Source organism: Pauljensenia sp. C0170B5, from assembly GCF_056590195.1.
This window is the reverse complement of the sequence record NZ_JBWPVR010000017.1, coordinates 1-16,582: the sequence shown is the minus strand read 5'-3', so window position 1 is coordinate 16,582 and position 16,582 is coordinate 1. Positions and strand designations below refer to the sequence as shown.

14 protein-coding genes are annotated in these 16,582 nt (G+C 60.2%); 8 read left to right on the top strand and 6 right to left on the bottom strand.

The window, feature by feature from the left end; all coding sequences use genetic code 11:
- Positions 1 to 56 precede the first annotated feature (56 nt).
- The 4 genes from AC1EJZ_RS11070 to AC1EJZ_RS11055 are packed head-to-tail and all read right to left on the bottom strand — an operon-like array spanning position 57 to position 4,760.
- The gene (locus AC1EJZ_RS11070) at positions 57 to 620 is read right to left on the bottom strand and encodes a hypothetical protein (protein WP_480294983.1); all 564 of its coding nucleotides are present in this window, start codon (positions 618 to 620) and stop codon (positions 57 to 59) included.
- Positions 617 to 1,021: a hypothetical protein gene (locus tag AC1EJZ_RS11065; RefSeq protein WP_480294982.1), complete on the bottom strand. Its 405-nt coding sequence runs from the start codon at positions 1,019 to 1,021 to the stop codon at positions 617 to 619. The genes AC1EJZ_RS11070 and AC1EJZ_RS11065 overlap by 4 nt, the downstream gene beginning before the upstream one ends.
- Positions 1,000 to 1,962 carry a hypothetical protein gene (locus AC1EJZ_RS11060; RefSeq protein WP_480294980.1) on the bottom strand — a complete coding sequence of 321 codons (963 nt, stop codon included), beginning with the start codon at positions 1,960 to 1,962 and terminating at the stop codon, positions 1,000 to 1,002. The genes AC1EJZ_RS11065 and AC1EJZ_RS11060 overlap by 22 nt, the downstream gene beginning before the upstream one ends.
- 2 nt (positions 1,963 to 1,964) lie before the next feature.
- Positions 1,965 to 4,760 carry a hypothetical protein gene (locus tag AC1EJZ_RS11055; RefSeq protein ID WP_480294978.1) on the bottom strand — a complete coding sequence of 932 codons (2,796 nt, stop codon included), beginning with the start codon at positions 4,758 to 4,760 and terminating at the stop codon, positions 1,965 to 1,967.
- 112 nt (positions 4,761 to 4,872) lie between these two features.
- Between AC1EJZ_RS11055 and AC1EJZ_RS11050 the strand changes: the two genes are divergently transcribed.
- From AC1EJZ_RS11050 to AC1EJZ_RS11035, 4 genes are all read left to right on the top strand, one after another.
- Entirely contained in the window at positions 4,873 to 5,493 is a 621-nt protein-coding gene (locus tag AC1EJZ_RS11050) for a hypothetical protein (protein ID WP_480294976.1), read from the top strand.
- Between the two features lie 82 nt (positions 5,494 to 5,575).
- Complete coding sequence (locus AC1EJZ_RS11045; protein WP_480294974.1) at positions 5,576 to 8,233, top strand: hypothetical protein; 2,658 nt, start codon at positions 5,576 to 5,578, stop codon at positions 8,231 to 8,233.
- Between the two features lie 2 nt (positions 8,234 to 8,235).
- Positions 8,236 to 8,805: a hypothetical protein gene (locus tag AC1EJZ_RS11040; protein WP_480294973.1), complete on the top strand. Its 570-nt coding sequence runs from the start codon at positions 8,236 to 8,238 to the stop codon at positions 8,803 to 8,805.
- A gap of 63 nt (positions 8,806 to 8,868) precedes the next feature.
- Positions 8,869 to 9,783, top strand: a complete 915-nt coding sequence (locus AC1EJZ_RS11035) for an adenine-specific methyltransferase EcoRI family protein (protein WP_480294971.1) — start codon at positions 8,869 to 8,871, stop codon at positions 9,781 to 9,783.
- A gap of 73 nt (positions 9,784 to 9,856) precedes the next feature.
- Here the strand turns inward: AC1EJZ_RS11035 and AC1EJZ_RS11030 are convergent, their stop codons facing one another.
- On the bottom strand, positions 9,857 to 10,240 hold the full coding sequence (locus AC1EJZ_RS11030) for a type II toxin-antitoxin system HicB family antitoxin (protein ID WP_480294969.1): 384 nt from the start codon (positions 10,238 to 10,240) through the stop codon (positions 9,857 to 9,859).
- Between the two features lie 350 nt (positions 10,241 to 10,590).
- Between AC1EJZ_RS11030 and AC1EJZ_RS11025 the strand changes: the two genes are divergently transcribed.
- From AC1EJZ_RS11025 to AC1EJZ_RS11010, 4 genes are all read left to right on the top strand, one after another.
- Positions 10,591 to 12,060, top strand: coding sequence for a RecB family exonuclease (locus AC1EJZ_RS11025; protein WP_480294967.1), 1,470 nt, complete (start codon positions 10,591 to 10,593; stop codon positions 12,058 to 12,060).
- A gap of 21 nt (positions 12,061 to 12,081) precedes the next feature.
- Positions 12,082 to 12,570 (top strand): hypothetical protein, encoded by a 489-nt coding sequence (locus tag AC1EJZ_RS11020; RefSeq protein WP_070726790.1) that lies wholly within the window; start codon positions 12,082 to 12,084, stop codon positions 12,568 to 12,570.
- Between the two features lie 174 nt (positions 12,571 to 12,744).
- On the top strand, positions 12,745 to 13,926 hold the full coding sequence (locus AC1EJZ_RS11015; protein WP_480294965.1) for a DnaJ domain-containing protein: 1,182 nt from the start codon (positions 12,745 to 12,747) through the stop codon (positions 13,924 to 13,926).
- Positions 13,927 to 14,151: 225 nt separating this feature from the next.
- Complete coding sequence (locus AC1EJZ_RS11010) at positions 14,152 to 15,402, top strand: RNA-guided endonuclease InsQ/TnpB family protein (RefSeq protein ID WP_480294964.1); 1,251 nt, start codon at positions 14,152 to 14,154, stop codon at positions 15,400 to 15,402.
- A gap of 77 nt (positions 15,403 to 15,479) precedes the next feature.
- On the opposite strand, the gene AC1EJZ_RS11005 is transcribed toward AC1EJZ_RS11010, so the two are convergent.
- Positions 15,480 to 16,172, bottom strand: coding sequence for a zinc-ribbon domain-containing protein (locus AC1EJZ_RS11005; RefSeq protein ID WP_480294963.1), 693 nt, complete (start codon positions 16,170 to 16,172; stop codon positions 15,480 to 15,482).
- Positions 16,173 to 16,582 lie beyond the last annotated feature (410 nt).

The following is a 16,582-nucleotide window of genomic DNA, read 5'->3' as shown; positions in this document are numbered from 1 at the left end:
AGTGATCGTGGCAGTGCGCCCATCGGCAACGATCGAACAGCGATCTCCCAACCACGTCAACGCGTCTGCAGGGCTGGCTCGTAGTCGTAGTCGTCACGGAACGCGTCGGTGGACAGGGTGCGGGTGGGGGTGAGGTCTTTGCGGGTGAACACCATGCCTTGTTTGGTGGGGTTTTTGCGTGTGGCCTGGGCGTGTTGGTTGGCGTAGGCGAGGAGTTCACTGGTGGTGGGTGTGCGTGCGAGCGTGGTGGTGAGTTCTGCTTTGCGGGTGGCGAGGTAGCGTTGGCGTCGTTCCTGGCCGCCCATGCCGGACAGGTGGTTGGCTCCTGCGGTGCGGGTCAGTTGTGTGGCGCAGTTGAGGGCGCGGCGTCTCATGTACGTGCTGAATGACCATTCGGGTGTGGTGTTTTTTGTCAGGAAGGTCCGGATGAGCGTGTAGGCGCTGAGCATGATTTCCTGCTCAAGGTCGGGTTGGGTGTCGCGGGGCAGTCCGAAGCGTCGCGTGTTGTCGATGGCGAGCATTCGGATGGTGCGCGTCTTGGTGGCGAGGTAGTCGGTGATGAGGGTGTCTTCGTCGCCGGGGTGGGTGTGGATTGTGGTGATGAGTTCTGCGAGCGTCATTGGTCGTGTCTTTCTGGCGTCCAGGGGAATCCAGGCCAGGGGGCGTGGGGGTTGAGTGGCGTGTCGAGTTGTGCGAGTGCGCTGATGCGCCGACCGGCAGTGTTGGACCGCATGAGCCATGCGAGGGTGAGGGTGGTGGGGTTGGCTTTCGAGTCTGCGAGTCGTGTGAGCGTGCGGAGTGTGCGGTGGGTGTGGGCGCGTGTCCATGTGGGGTGGATGGCTTGGAGGATTGCGACCAGTGGCAGTTTGAGGAGGGGTGTGTTTTCTGTGCGCGTGGCCGCTTCGATGAGGTCGGCGAGGTTGATGTCGCCTCGTGCGAGCATCATGAGCCATTGTGCGCGCATGTGTTGTGCCGCAGCCTTGGCTTCGTTTGCTCGTTCTAGTTGTTGTTGGGGGTCCACGTGTGTTCCACCTCCCCGTCTGGTGTGAGCGTGTGGAAGGAGTCGTGGAGCGTGTGGGGGATGGTGAGTGCGCGGATGGCGCGGGTGGTGGACAGGTGGGCGGAGGGGTGCGCCTGGTTGTATGTGTCGACGAGTTCGGTGAGGGTGGCGGGCTGGTGGAGTGTGACCCATCGGCGGAGTGTGCGTCCGAGGTGGGGGTCGCCGGTGTAGCGGAGCACCTGGTCGAGGGCGTCTCTGTGGATGGTGCGGTGGAGGTAGGCCATGGGGTGCATGGTGGTGAGCGTGTCGGGTCGGGTCATGCGGTCGATCATGCGCATGGTGACGCCGCCGTTGGTTCCGGTGGTGCCGTAGAGGATGCGGCTCACGCATGTGGTGACGGCTTCGGTGTCGAGGAGTGGTGGGATGAACCCGGTGGGCGTTGTGCCGCCGTTGCGGAATGTTGCGCTTTCGATGGCGAGGTGTTGGGATGCGCGCTTCACGTGGTGGGTGACGATGGGTTCGAGGAGGGTGAGGAGGTGCCACCTGGCGGTGGTGGCGTCTTGTTGGAGGACGGTGAGGTGGGCGCGGGTGATGCGGTCGGGTTGTGGGGGGATGATGATGCTGGTGGGGTGGGGGGTGTTGGCCTGGTAGTGGGCGGCGGTGCGTGGGGCGGAGATGATGGTGGTGGTGCCGGTGCGGGTGTGGGTGTGCCAGTGGAGGGTGCGGGAGTGTCCGGCTTGGATGGTGAGGGCGGTGACGGGCTGACTGTTGAGGGTCCACGTGGTGCGTTCGGGTTGCCCGCCGGTGTAGGTGAAGGCGGGGAGCGTGGCGAGACTGGTGGTGGGGGCGGTGTCGAGCCACGTGTTGGTGGGGATGATGATGTGGGTGAGGTGGTCGCACAGTGTGGTGGTGTCGGGGTCTGGGCATGTGTCGGCTGCCCCGTTGAATGTTGGGGTGTTCACGGTTAGCGTCCTTGTTTTCGTGAGAAGAGTCGGAAGCGTCGTTTCGAGCGCTGAGTGTTGTCGGGTGGTTGGAGCCCGGTGACAGTGTGGAGAACAGTGTCGAGGAGCTGCGTCGTGGCGGGGTCGTTGTGGTCGATGACTCCTGCGGCGGTGCGTCCGGGCATGGTGGGTGACCTGTGTCCGGTGGCGACGAAGTGGGTGGGGGCGAACGTTTCGACGGCTGTGCGCGTATCAACGTGTTCGCCTTCTTTGACGAGGCTGAGCGCGGTGAGCATGTGGGTGGGGTCGCAGCCCGCGCCCAGGAGTTCTCGGTTGGCGCGCACGAGGTTTTCCATGCTTTCCCTGCCCATTTCGGTCAGTCCGAGTGCCCACGCGCCTTCGTGCATGAGGGGGATGACGAGGTCGCTCATGGTGGTGCCTCCGCGAGCGTCGCCTGCTTCAACGGTTTGCGTGTCGACGATCACGAGGTCGGCTATGGTGCGGGCGTAGCGGACGACGGCGAGGTAGTGGGCGGGTTGGATGATGGTGGTGTCGTTGTCGTCTGGTGGTGGTGCGAGGACGACGCTGAAGCTGATGGGGTCGAGCATTCGTGGCCGCTCGTTGTTGATGGTGGTGGGCATGAGGATGGCGGTTGCGGGTGGCTGTCCGAGTGCGACTTCGTAGATGCTGGGTAGGGTGGTGTTGGAGAGTCTGAGGAAGGTGCGTTGGTCGCCTTGGCCTTGGTTGGAGTCGATGAGGACTACTTTGAGTCCGCGTGTGGCGGCGCGCTCTGCGAGGTTGCGGCTGGTGGTGGTGTTGTGGGTGGGGGTGAACCCGTCGGTGAGGTAGAGGTGGGTGGGGTCAGTGATGCGCAGGCAGCGGACGCGGGCTTGTCCGGCTGGTGTGATGGCGGTGATGGTGAGGTGTTTAGTGTCGAGCCGAATTGTGAGGCTGGTGGGGTGTGGGGTGGTGTGGAAGCCGAATGTGCGGGCGAGTTCGGTGATGGTGGGGATGAGGTGGGGGCGCGCGTAGAGGGTGACGGTGCGCATGGTGGCGTTCCATTCGGTTTGGCAGTGGTCGAGGATCATGTTCCAGGTGGTGCGTCTGGTGGTGAGGTCGGCGCGCAGGATGGGTGTGGGGATGGGTGTGCCGGGTGTCCAGGTGTGTGTGGTGGGGGTGCCGTCGATGGGGCGTGGGAGGGGGATTTTCATGCCGGGTGTGAGTGTGCGGCTGGGGGCGAGTGTGAGCCCGTTAGTGGTGTGGATGGGCCAGAGGTGGTCGTCGGATGCGGTGACGGTGTGCCCGTTGTCGAAGGTGATGGTGTAGGTGGTGCGGGTGGTGATGGGGGACAGGTAGTCGATGCGTGTGGTGGTGCCGCGCGCACTGTAAATGGTGTCGCCGACGGTGAGGTTGCCTAGTGTGGTCCACCCGTTGGGTGTGGGGATGGGTGTGGTGAGGGGTTGTGATTTTCCGACGCCGCCTTTTCCGGCGTAGACGCAGAGGACGGCTGCCTGGTCGTCGTAGGTGTCGAGGGGGTGTGGCTGGTCGTGGGTGGTGGGCTGGAGGTTGGGTGTGGTCGGTTCTGTGTGGTCAGCGGGGTCTGGCCATGCGGAAGCTGTCGGTTCAGCGGTGCGTTCGTGCCATGCGGGCGCGGATGGTTCGGGCAGGGCGGTGGGTTTGGGTGATGACTCCGGCTGGGCTGGAGTGGTCGGCTCGGGCCACGTGGGGGCGGCTGGTTGGGCTGACTGCTCAGGCCACACGGGTGTTGCGGGTGCCGGTTCTGGTTTGGGCGCGGACTCCGGCCACGAAGGGGCGGCAGGTTCCGGCTGGGCTGGCTGTTCCGGCCACGCGGGGGCAACAGGCTCGGTGGAGTGTTCAGGCGCGGGCTGTTCAGGCCATGCAGGAGCGGCAGGCTCAGTGGTGTGTTCAGGTGTGCTCGGTTCGGGAGCAGACTCCGGCCACGCTGGGGCGGTCGGTGCGGGTTCGGTTTGTTCGGGCCACGAAGGGGCAGAGTGCTCGGGGGCAGGCTCCGGCCACGCTGGGGCGGCAGGTTGAGTAGTGCGTTCAGGCTCGGGTTGCTCGGGCCATGCGGCAGGCTCAGGTCGGGCTGGCTGTTCCGGCCACGCGGGAACTGTGGGTGCCGGTTCAGGCTCGGGTTGCTCAGGCCATGCGGAGGTGGCGCGTTCCGGCCACACTGGAGCAGTCTGCTCGGCTGCCGGTTCAGTGGTGTTTTCAGGCCACGCGGGGGTGGCAGGTTCAGTGGCGCGCTCGGGTTGGGCTGCCTGCTCAGGCCATGCAGGCTCGGGAGCAGACTCAGGCTGTTCCGGCCACGCTGGAGCAGAAGGCTGATCGGGTTGACTTGCGAGCACCTGTTCCGACTGCCCCTGCGCGTCAAACTCCGCCCACGGGTCAAACTCGTCGTCCACCGGCTCGTCAGCAGCATCACTGACCAGACCATTCACGTCCATGACATCACTGGTCGAAATATCCGACCACCCCAGGCGCTTCAACACGTCACCCAGGTCGCACGGAGTCGTCATCTCACGCGTCCCTGACATGGACAACACGCCAGGAGAACCCTCCAATCGCACAATCAGGATCCGCGTCTTATGACAATACCGGGACACCCACGCGTACAGGCCGCGCACACCGTCAGCACCTTCGCCCACCACAACGGGGAAAGCGCCACGCCGTTCAAGCTCGGCACTGATCGCAGGTCCGGATTCTTCGAACGGTCCTCCGCCTACAATGGTCACGCCGTAGGACGCGCACGCACGAGCAAAGGAAGGCAACCCAATAACGCCACAAATCTTCTCCATACTGGTTATATGCCGCGACCCCGAAAATAAGCGGACACAACCAGGCGCACTGTCCCACAACAACGAATTGACACCCCCCACAACCAGGTGACACGACTGACAGGAGCACACCATGAACACGACCGATTACGCGCGGTGGGTGGCTGCGCTCTGCGCCCCCTACACGACACTGCACCAGGCACGCTGGGCAGCACACGCGACCCGAACCCTCGCGCACGACGATCACGACAGGTTCGCCGCCTTCATCAGCGGAATCACCTGGCAAATACTGGCCACACTTCCCGACGACGACCCGTGGCGCGTCTACAAGCCGTCAGACGGCAGGGCGTTCACCGTGAGAACCCACATGTCTGACCTCATGCCGCTCAGTGGGGCCACCATCAGTGAGGACCCGATCCTGTCATGCCTGGAAGGCGACCTGGACTCGGAACACACCACCATCCTTCTCCAGGCGCAAACCAGTATTCACGAAACCTACCGGATGCTGCGCGCCCTGAACAGTGACAAGCTCGCTTACGCTGCCCCCATCATCGTCCGGTGGGCTCTTGTGCGCCGCTGGTGTTATGTCGGCGGGAACGACGAGTACGTGAGTGAGACGTGCACCGCGTGGATCCGCAGGTCCGCAGCCTACGTCCAGGGTGGCAACTGGCAGCAGGACGCCGCCATTTTTGAAGCTGCCCTAGAACAAATCCCGCACGGGTTCTACGAGAAAGTCACGCACACTCGATACTGATGGTCACGCGTGCCGTCACTGGCCCCAGCGTCCCACAAGAAAGGACAGTTGAAACCGAAAACTTGGTGAAAGGTGATGGCGCATGAGTGGGTCGAGACTGCTGAAAAAGCACAGGGAACTACTCGCAGAAAAAGGAATCGACCCCGCGTGGGCTGAACAAGTCGGCGTGTTCAGTGCACAAAAACCAGGCGACCTGCCGCCCGACCTGGCAACCTACGCGAGCGTCCTGCCCGGCATCGTCTACCCGCTGCGCAAGTGTGGCGGCACGATCGTCCACCAGCTCCGCCCCGACAACCCGCCACTGGACGACAAAGGCAAACCCAAATTCAAATACCTCCAGGCTCAAGGGTCCGGCTCCGTCATCAACGTGGCTGAGGAGCAGGAAGCAAAAATGGGGAAAGCCACTCACATTCTTCTCGTGGAAGGCACCAAGCAGACCCTCGTTGCCCGCGAGTACGCTGACGAAAGCGTTTTCGTTGTCGGCATCCAGGGGTGTCAGAACTGGCGGCACGACAAAATGCCGCACGAAGACCTCACCACCATCCTGTCTGACCATATTGAGAAGGCCACGATCATTTTGGACGCGGACATTTCCACCAACCACAACGTGTGGATGGCAGGCAAAGCGCTGCGTGACGCGATTGTCGGCATGACGCGCGTGGGGTCGGCGAACGTTCGGTTCGTGAACCTGTCGTTTTTGGGTGGGACGAACGGGCTGGACGATTTTATCGGCAGGATCAGGGGTGACGAGGAGCGTGCCAGTAAGCTCGCCACCATGATTGACGGGGCGAAAGGGCTGCCCGGTGAGCCGAAAAAGCCGGTCACTATGCGCAGTGCGCAGGCTGAAAAATGGACGAGCGACATGGCGAAAGGCGTCATCTACTCTCAGCGGATCATCATTGACGCTGACGGCCATGAACAGTTGGGTGAGGAAACCGTGCAGGTGCGTGCGGCGGCCAGGATTGTAAAAGTCGACTCGTGGGTGAAAAACGGGATTGATGATTTGACCGGCCCGAAACTGCTGACACTGGAAGTGACCACGCCCGACGGGGCGGGTGGTGTGGTCCGTCACGCGCCCATCATGGTGCCTGACGATAAGCTCGCAGAAGCGGGAGTGTGGCTCGGGCAGCTGCCAGGCGCTGAAGGCGTGAAAGTGGAGCGCCCCTGTCGACCTAATGATGATATTGCCAACGCGATCCGCGCAGCCTCGCCGGACGACCTGCCTGTGTGTGAGAACCTGCGGCGCTTCGGCTGGTATCTGACCGGTGGGGATGAGCCGCACTGGGTATGGGTGTGTGCGAGCGGCGCTCACGGCGCGCAGTTCACTGACCGGGTGCAGACCAAGCCGATGACGGCGGACTTCAAGAAAATCATGATCCCTGAGATGGGGAACATGGTGGGTCTGGCGCGCGTGCAGATGCGCGAGTTTATTCATCTGCGTGACCTGCTCAACCAGCCGGAGCAGTGGGACACGATGATCGGCGCGTTCGCGTTGTCGTTCCTGCCGATCACTCCGCAGACGGCGATCGGGTTTTTCGGCCCCAAGTCGTCGGGCAAGTCCACGCTCGCGCAGGCTCTCACGTCGTGTTTGAGCCCGACGTGGGGTCCGAGGCGCCCGCCGATGGCGACGTTCAATTCGACGGCGAACGCTGTCGACCTTCTGTGTAACGGGATGAACGACATTTTTGTGCACGTGGACGATTTCAAGCCGGAAAACAGTGCACGCAAGGCTGAGGAAGCTGCGAGCGCGCTGGACATGCTGCTGCGACGCTCTCACGGGTCGGGCGGTAAGAAGCGTGGCGAGGTGGATCGTGTGACTGGCACGATCGGGGTGCGTGACACGGATGATGCGGCACCGCTGACGATCATCACGGGTGAGGAAGTGCCGACGGGCGGTAACTTTGCCGAGAGCGGGTTGGACAGGATGATGGTGATTCCTGTGAAGGCGGGAGCCATGTTCAAGCGCGCGACAATGCCGGACGGGTCGGATGATGGTGGGGAAGCGGCCTTGAAGAAGTTTTACGAGATGACCGATGAGGGTTTCACGTACATGACGGCACTGTTCCTGCGTCGCGTCGCCATGAGTATTGAGAGCGTGAAACTGTCGGACGTTGAGCGGAATCCGCGTCAGGCGGCTCAGGCCAGGTTTGACATTTTTGTGCGGCGCCTGGAAAACATACGCACCGATGTGGAGAAGGATCTTCGTGACACCTATGGGGAGCGGTTCAAGCAGGTGAACATGACGAGCCGCGCGATCACGTCACTGGCGTCGATCATCACGGGGTACAACGTGTTCATGGAACTGGCTGTTGACCTGGAGATTGTCAGTGAGAAGCAGGCGGACGAGTTGACGGATTATGCGGCGGACGCGTTGGCGAACTTTAGTTTGGTGAATACTCGCACGATCATGAATTCGAACATGTCGGATGGGCAGAAGATTATTGAGCGCGTGCAGTCGCTTATCTCGCAGGGCGTGGCAACGTTGGGCGATCCTGTGAGCGTGTCTCAGCGGCGCGTGGGTCATATCGGCAAGTGGAATGGTGGCGAGTGGCTGTTTTTGGATCAAAACGCGGTGGCGAACGTGTTGCACTGGTCGGGTGGTGCGCAGGGTGTGAATCGTGCGCTGGTGGATTTGCTGCCTCCTGGCGTGCTGGCTAAGGGTGAGACGCGGGTGAGGCGCCGTATTGATGGGGTGCTTGTGTGGTGTACGCCTGTGAGCTTGGACGTGTGGGGTGAATGAGAGTGAGGCAGGGTTGCGCGTTTGAGGCTGCTGTGGAGGATCGTGAGCAGCATCGCGAGTGTCTGCACGTGCATACGATGGTTGTGTGCGTGGATTGTGGCAGGCCGCTCAGTGAGCATGAGGAGCTGGAGCGTGGTGGGCTGGGCGTGACTGATATGGTCCGGTCGGACATAGAGAATGCCGGTCAGCCGGACATGGATGGTATGGACCCGTTAGGCGCGTCGTGGCCCGCGTGCACACCGGGCGGCTCAGTGTACGCGGATGACCCTGGGCTTCCTGCCGAGTTGTGTGCGCGCGTGGAGTCGTTGGGCGCGTGGGTCAGTGTCGTGCCGGATGAAGATTTGCCGCGCGTGGATGCCGGGCGTGGAAGCGTGGTCCGTGTGGCTGGATCGGATGGCGCGGTGATGGTGACGGTAACAGACGATCAGGGTGTGCCGGTTCGCACCGTGATGACGGCCAGTATGGACAAGCTGGATGCTGCCGTGTTTCGCGCGTGCCGCCTGTCGGACATGAAGGTGCCGCCTGAAAACGAGTGGAGGGTGGAGCGGAGCCTTCAGACGGTCGGAGCGTGACGTTGGGCTGGCGGGTCCTGCCGTGGCGGTACTGTTTGTGCGGGTGCCGCAACTGGTGGGTGGGTGAACACCAACCTGAACTTCAATGAGTCGAAGAAAAACTGTAATGACGAGTTCTACACGCGTATCGAAGACGTGCAGGCCGAACTCGACCACTACGCGGAAAGTCTGAAAGGCGCCCGCGTCTACTGCAACGCAGACAGTTCAAACAGTGCTTTCACCCGCTACCTGTCACACAACTTCCACCAGATCGGGCTGGAAAGACTGGACGCCACCTCCATGACACCGGGCGGCAGAGGAACCCACATCACTATCGACGCACGCGGCACACGCGTCAGAAGGCTTGAAGGCGACGGGGACTTCCGGTCAGACGAATGCGTCAAACTCGCCCACGATGCCGACATTCTCATCACCAACCCGCCGTTCAGCCTGTTCCGCGACTACGCAACACTCCTGGACGATCTGGACGCTGATTTTCTCGTGGTCGGCAATCTGAATGCCGTCAGCTACGCCGAGTTCTACCCGCTCCTGCTGTCGGGGCGCGCACACCTGGGTATCACCAGGCCCACAATCTTCAACACGCCGGACGGGCAGACCGCCCACCTCAGCACGCTCACCCGCTGGTTCACCACCTTGAAGCACGGTCACGGTGCACCACCCATGATGCTCACCTGCCGGTACACGCCGGACAAGTACCCGCGCTATGACCATTACGACGCGATCGAGGTGGGGCGAGTCACCCGCATACCCGCGGGCTATGCGGGGGCGATGGGGGTGCCGATCACCTTTTTGGACAAGCACAACCCCGACCAGTTTGACCTGCTGGACGCGAGGGTTTTGGGCATGGGGGAGCGGCAGCGTACGAAAAAGACGATGCTGATTAAAGACGAGGACACATCTGTGGGTGGCACCTACCACTACGCCAGAGTGGCGATCCGCAGGACGGTTGAAATGCCCGTATCAGCCGCGAAAGGCTGACACGCGTATCAACGGTTAGTGGAGCTCATGGCCGTCACGGACAATACGCCCCGAACCGGAAATACGTCTGGTGTCACCGGCCTGCCTGGACGAGTTTTTGCGCACGCTGGAAGCTGATGTTTAGTAGGGTTCCGATGTCGCGGCAGGAGAGGCCGCTGTCGGCCATGTCCTGTGCCGCTTCCGTCATCGCACGTGTTGCCTCGCTTCGCGCCTGTGTTGCTGTCGTTCGGGTGCGCGCGACATTGGCGCATACCTGAGCCCAGCGGTCCTGCGGCACAACCGTTACGTCTGCCTCCTGCGGAGAATCGTCCAGTTCGGGAAAAAGTTCAAGTGCGTCTTTCACCATGCCGGGAATCTGTTCGAGTCGCCTTGTCTGCGTGAACAGCCCGTCAATCTCGTCGACGGTGACCGTCCACCAGCCCTCGTCCCGCGTGGCGCGCGCCGTGTAGTGTGCCATATTATTTTCCTCGTATCTGATTCAGTATTGTCTGGGCGAACCTGTCAGGGATCTCGCTGTGCCTTGGAATGGTCGTGTACGCTGTGCCCACCCATACGCGCGTGTGATTCGCACCTTCCCGGATTCGCATGTCGAGATTATTGTCCCGTGCGTATTGTGCGATCTGCTTCATCAGCTGTTTCCGCTTCGTCACCACGATAGTCTATCAACGTTGACTCCCACAAGTCAATCATGAATGACTTTATGTCTGCGCTGTGAGTCCCGCGTACGAAACGGCGCTGACAGGCTTCCAGGACCAAAGCCTGGAAAGACCGCTCCCTGGAGTGCCTCCATGTCCCACAAGAAGAGTTATGAACGGGAATGTTGAGAACACACTGGAATGGGGCCGCGACGGACTCCACGTCACCAGCGACGACACGCTGAAAACCATCCGCCGACCCTACCTGTCGCCCTCCACCATGCAGGACGTCAACCAGTGCCCCGCGAAAGCAGCAGTGCGCAAAATGTTCACAACCACTGCCCGCCCCTTCGACGCCACCAGTATCGGCAGCGCCACCCACACAGTTCTCGAACAACTCTACTCGCCAGGAAACACCCCCAGCGACGAGGTGGCCGCACGCCTGACACGCGAACTCCTCCACGACCAGATGAACGGCCAACTCACCGAAGACGAAAAAACACTGTGGACCAGCCAGGTTCTCAGCAACGTTCTCGGCAACCTCGCCATCGAAAAACGACTCAAGAAAAGCCAGGCCGTCTTCAAAACAGAATTCCCACTCACGAACATCACACTGCGCGGTATCCCCGTCCACGGCATCGTCGACCGTATCGACATTAAAGACGCCGACCGTAAAACCCTCACCATCATCGACTACAAGACGGGTAAAGACAAGAGTGGAAAAAACGCCCTCAAATTCGGTGACCCGCACGGCGACCAAATCCGCCTGTACGCAATGGCCCTCCCCAAACACCTGGAAACCGCAGGGCTCGGCACCTACACAATCAGCGGCGGAAGACTCCACTACGTCACGCACGCCACCACGCGCATCGTGGCCGTCAAAAACCGTCAGGAAAACGGACACACACTCGACCTGTTGGAGCAAGCCTGGACCACACTCAACACCGGACTGGACACGGGCTGCTTCCCCGCACGCCCATCCGGACTATGTGGCTGGTGCCCCCTAGTCACATCCTGCCCATTCGCCCGCACCAACACGCCATCCCCACGATTCAACACGGACGAAATCCTCCCCGCAGTCCCCGTACGCGAACAGGCCGACCGTCCCACAAGAGACAGTAACGAGGGAACAGAAGAACCCTCCGGCACACAAGAGGTGGGAGAAATGAAACAGTGGCGAGAATCCAAAGCATGGGAAGGCACCCACGTCGACGGGCACGTCAACATGGCTTCCTACGCCATGCTCGCAGCCGGACAACTATCCGAACTGGCTGTCAAAATGCTCGGTGAAACCAACGCGCCATTCACGAAAGGTGACATCGGTGCCCTCACCCGCACACTCGCATGGATCATCATGAGCGCCCAACACTCCATCACCGGCACGACCGACATGGACACCTCCGCGAACGCCAGGCTGCGCTACCACCTGTTCAAAGTGGTCGAAGAACAGCCCGCGCCCCTGTTCATCCCGATCCGCCGCAACGACATGCAAGACCATGACCGTTCGCCCATCGAAACATGGGAAAAGTGGGTGGATAACGTCACCAAGCGGATCGTGTTCCTCGTCAACACGGACATGGATCTGCTTGACAACCCTGTCACGTCCAGTGAAGCCCCATGGGCAAAACTGGCGGCCAAATAATACTCGAAAGGAAACACCATCATGGACAATCGTGACCTCGTTATCGCCAGCATCCCGATCGCCCTCGCCATGCGTGAGGACGACCCGGACGCGTCACTGGCCGAACTCGTACGCCGAGCCTCCATCAAACTGCTTACGCTCACCGGTGAAGGGTCCAGCGTGATGAAAGCAATCGACCGGATGGACAGCATCATTCACGCCGAAAAAGGCAGCCGTAAGGGTGTCATCAGCGCTGTGATCGACTCGGTGCGTCGTGACCGTAAGACGAATAGGGCGGTCGTCATGTTCCACGGGCTTCGCGGCGGCGAACTGTCCGACAAGGAGGAACGTATCAACACGGAACGCCTGTACACGGAGGAAGGCAACTACGTGGCGAACATGGCGCGCGGCCTGGTCGGCCACCACGTCCTCCTGTATAAGGACCAGGACCCGTTCGTATCCGACGATGGTGAGAACCGCACGTTCCGCGTGCTGCGCCACGTGGAAGACCTGGGCACCTACGACGCCTAGTAGGGCTCACTACGCCCCGCTGTGAGTATGGGGCGACCATAGACTGCCCCCAGCCGGTTTTATACCACCCTGCCCATCCCGGCTGGGGGCTCCACTTTGCCCGCGCATGTCCACCCGCCTCGTCCCACAAGTAGGGGCACAACGGGAACCTAAACCAAAGAGGTGGCATGAAACATGAACACGGCAACAGGACTCAACTACTACCAAATTCTCGGGGTCACCCCCGACGCGGACGTGGACACGATCAAAAAGGCGTTCCGCCACATGATGCGTGTCTATCACCCTGACATGGCAGGCCAGGGTGGGGCAGACATGACCGCCCAGCTTAACGCCGCGTGGGACACGCTCAAGGACCCTGGCAAGCGCGCTCAGTACGACCTCAGTTTGAAAGATGAGACGCCACGCGAACAGCCGAGCGAGCCGCACGACGAGCCGCGCGCACAGCAGCGCCCACGAGAATACGCTCGTCCGCGCCCAACCACCGACTTCACCGCGCCCCGCTACCAGCACGTCCACGTGCGTACCGTGCCCAACACCTGGTCATGGTGGGCCACCATTGCCGCGCCCATCGCCTACGGAGCACTCACACTGATCAGCGCCACCATCCTGGACCACACAACGTTCCCCGCGTCCCTCTACTTCTACCCCGCAGCCATCATCGGCGTGTGGGCACTGGTCAGCGCACTGATGAAACACCGCTCCCCGTTCAACCAGTGCGCAGCATTCATAACACTCATGGCAATCACCCTGATCTGCCTAATCTTCTTCATCACCATCCCCTTGGAGTGGTTCATCTGGTTCTACGCGTGTGAACTGGCAATGCTGGGCCTCCTGGTTGTCATCAAGCATTCGATCACTGACCGGATTGAGGCCAGGGCGGGCGGTACCTACGGGTATTCCGAGAAGGAGGCTGAAATAAAAGTGGTGGGGCAGTCTCATTCGACCGCGCTGCACCGCCACCTGTACGAGTACGCGCAGGCATGTGAGCATGTGCGCGTGTTTTCTGCCAGTGCGTTCAGTCCCGTCACTCACATCGTTGTCGCGGGCAAGGACATTATGGCGCTGGCCCAGATGCCGGAAGCCACGTCGGACGCTGCCGTAGACCAGTGGGCTGCGAGCGCGAAAAACATGATGCGCACGATCGGGACTCCGCAGGCTGTCGTGTATGCGGTGATTCAAACTCCCAGGCGAAACCCGTACACGGTGACGGACGAGCAACTGAAAGTCGTGTTGGACAACCTGCCACCCGCTGACGTGGATCGCAGGGTTTTGTCAGACGTGTGGTACCGTGTGAATCTCATGAACCAGATGTACGAGGTGCGCTGGAGTTTTCGTGCCCACCAGGAGCGACGTTGATCCTGACAGGCGCGAACACGTCCCATTGTGTCACGAGACGGGTACAGCGTGGTCCGCTCGGTCAGCGTGCATCTGACTGTCATGTGTGTCCCTGGGTCAGTCCTGTTTTATGAAGTCTGGCGCAAGAATACTCCGCCCCTTGTGGGCGTGAGAGGGATTGCGCCATCCCCGCTTTCTTCCAGCCTTTACTTACAATTTAACACCCTATTATGTTAGAATAAGAATATGACTCGAATGATAACGAAACGGGCGTACAAGTACCGTTTCTATCCAACGTCTGAGCAAGAGGATTTGCTGCTCAGGACATTCGGTTGCGTTCGTGTCGTATGGAACCAGATTTTGGATTGGCGGCAGCGCCAGTGGGTAAAAAACAAAGTTTCAGTAAACTACGGTCAAGCAAGCGAACACCTTACCTCACTGAAACGAGACGCAAATTATATCTGGCTTAATGAGGTATCCTCAGTACCGCTCCAACAAGCTTTGCGCCACCAGCAAAAGGCGATGGTTAATTTCTTCGAGAAGCGAGCGAATTATCCTCGATTTAAGTCTCGGAAAACAAAACAATCAGCAATGTTTACGGGCAATGGGTTCACCTATAAGAACGGTGAGATTAAGCTCGCTAAAACCGACGGCCCTCTCAATATTGTCTGGTCGCGGCCTTTACCGGAAGGCGCGGAACCGTCATCGGTTACTGTCTCCCTTGACCGGGCAGGAAGATACCATATCTCCATCTTGGTTGAGGAGGAGATTGACCATCTACCACCCTCAACCAAGACTATTGGTCTTGACTTGGGTGTTGAGGATTTCGCAGTCACCTCTGATGGCGAGAAAATCCAAGCACCGAGGATCGGGCGTAAGCACCATAAAAAGGTTGCGAAGCTCCAAAAGAGTTTAGCCCGAAAAGAAAAAGGCTCCAAGAATCGGGAGAAAGCTCGCCTGAAACTAGCGAAAGCTCAAGCGAAGATTGCTGACAGTAGACGAGATTTTCTCCATAAACTTTCCACTAGGTTGGTGCGTGAAAACCAAACCATCATCCTAGAGGATTTGGCGGTGAAAAATATGGCCGCCAAGGGAGGCTCGCGCAAACGCGGCCTCAACCGGTCCATTCTCGACACAGGAATGGCAGAGTTCCGATCCATGCTCGCCTACAAAGCTGAATGGTATGGACGGAATGTGGAGGTAATTCCCAGATTTCATCCTTCGACTCAGTTATGCTCCGATTGTGGTGCGACAACTGGACCTAAAGGCATGAATGGCTTGAAAACTCGTGAATGGGTCTGCATTGAATGCGGATCTATCCACGACCGCGACATTAATGCAGCGAAAAATGTTTTGGCCGCTGGAACAGCGGTGTCAGTCTGTGGAGATGGTAGAAGACTCCGACACCAGGATCATCTGGTTTCTGAGCAACCGTCAATGAAGCAGAAACTTCTGGTGAGTGATCCCAGAATCCCCGCCCCTCGTGGGCGTGGGTAGTTCAATCGGGGAGTAACCGCCTGCGGGGGGCTGGTACGGCGCTCGCAGAAGCCTAGTTCACGTGGCCTGGGCGGCTTTCAGACGGCCTGGTTGCGTCTGCGCACAGCCCTCTGGTAGGCGGTTTCCCCGCCGAGAACACCCCACAGCTCATACTGCGTGAGTCCTTCCTCCACGCGGTCACCGTAGGCACGGCACTCGGCTACGACGGGGCAGCGCGAGCAGATTGACAGGGCTGGGGCGGTGGTTCCCGCACGTTCGGGGTAGAACACGTCGGGGTCGGTTTGCGCGCACAGGGCGGAGAGGAACCAGTGTGGCTGGTAGGTGGCGGAGCATTGGACGCATTGGTATCCGGCGACCATGCGGCGCGCCTGGGTGGAGAACAGGTGTCCGCGCTTACACCTGAACCAGTACGTGTGGTGGGAGGCGCTGGCGACCTTGCTGGGCGGCATGGCGTTCATGTCGGTGGCGTACATGCGGGCAATGTCAGGGTGGAGGGTTTCCAGGTCGTTGACGCCGCTAACACAGTTGGGGGACTCGCATGTGGGGCATCCTTTACGGCGCACAGTGCGCGTACAGACGGCTGCTTTCCAGGAGTGTCCGTAGGGGCAGACCCACCAGACGTGTGCCCGTGCGGTGGCGAGGACTGTGGCGGGTGTGAGCCGCGTGTTACGGTCCTGATCCCATTGGGCTGCGATGTCGGGGTGGAGTGTTTCCAGGTCGTTGACGCCCATCATCAGGTGTGGTCTGGGTCGGCGGAGTTTTTCTTTCATGTTCTTTCTTGTGGGACGGGTGGGCGTGTCGCGAATTAATTTTCTTTAACTCACATAGTTTATGAGCGAGATTTAATAAAAGCGTCAAATGTTTTTCGTCTTTACCTGTTTATAGTATGCATAGGTGTGCATAACTATGCATGGTGAGGGGGTGGCGCGCGAGGCGTTTTTCACCCCGTCAATCGCCCTGTTTTTTGGGTGCGTGACGGGACGAACGTCCTACGTGGGTTGTGGTGTGTGTCACGTAAAAAGTGGGGGTGAAAACGGGCTCTCAACGACGTTCACCACCCCATAGTCCGTTGGGCGGATAAAAGAGTCAGGGGTGTCGTTCATGAACCGCTTGTGGTGTGTTCGAAAAACCTGTCAAGTCTCCCATTTGTGACCTGCGTCACGTCATCATGTGTGTGAGC

Bases quoted from the DNA above. Each gene is read 5' to 3' on its own strand.
- AC1EJZ_RS11070 (WP_480294983.1), bottom strand. From the start codon at position 620: ATGACGCTCGCAGAACTCATCACCACAATCCACACCCACCCCGGCGAC.
- AC1EJZ_RS11055 (WP_480294978.1), bottom strand. From the start codon at position 4,760: ATGGAGAAGATTTGTGGCGTTATTGGGTTGCCTTCCTTTGCTCGTGCG.
- AC1EJZ_RS11050 (WP_480294976.1), top strand. From the start codon at position 4,873: ATGAACACGACCGATTACGCGCGGTGGGTGGCTGCGCTCTGCGCCCCC.
- AC1EJZ_RS11045 (WP_480294974.1), top strand. From the start codon at position 5,576: ATGAGTGGGTCGAGACTGCTGAAAAAGCACAGGGAACTACTCGCAGAA.
- AC1EJZ_RS11030 (WP_480294969.1), bottom strand. From the start codon at position 10,240: ATGGCACACTACACGGCGCGCGCCACGCGGGACGAGGGCTGGTGGACG.
- AC1EJZ_RS11025 (WP_480294967.1), top strand. From the start codon at position 10,591: ATGAACGGGAATGTTGAGAACACACTGGAATGGGGCCGCGACGGACTC.
- AC1EJZ_RS11020 (WP_070726790.1), top strand. From the start codon at position 12,082: ATGGACAATCGTGACCTCGTTATCGCCAGCATCCCGATCGCCCTCGCC.
- AC1EJZ_RS11015 (WP_480294965.1), top strand. From the start codon at position 12,745: ATGAACACGGCAACAGGACTCAACTACTACCAAATTCTCGGGGTCACC.
- AC1EJZ_RS11010 (WP_480294964.1), top strand. From the start codon at position 14,152: ATGACTCGAATGATAACGAAACGGGCGTACAAGTACCGTTTCTATCCA.
- AC1EJZ_RS11005 (WP_480294963.1), bottom strand. From the start codon at position 16,172: ATGAAAGAAAAACTCCGCCGACCCAGACCACACCTGATGATGGGCGTC.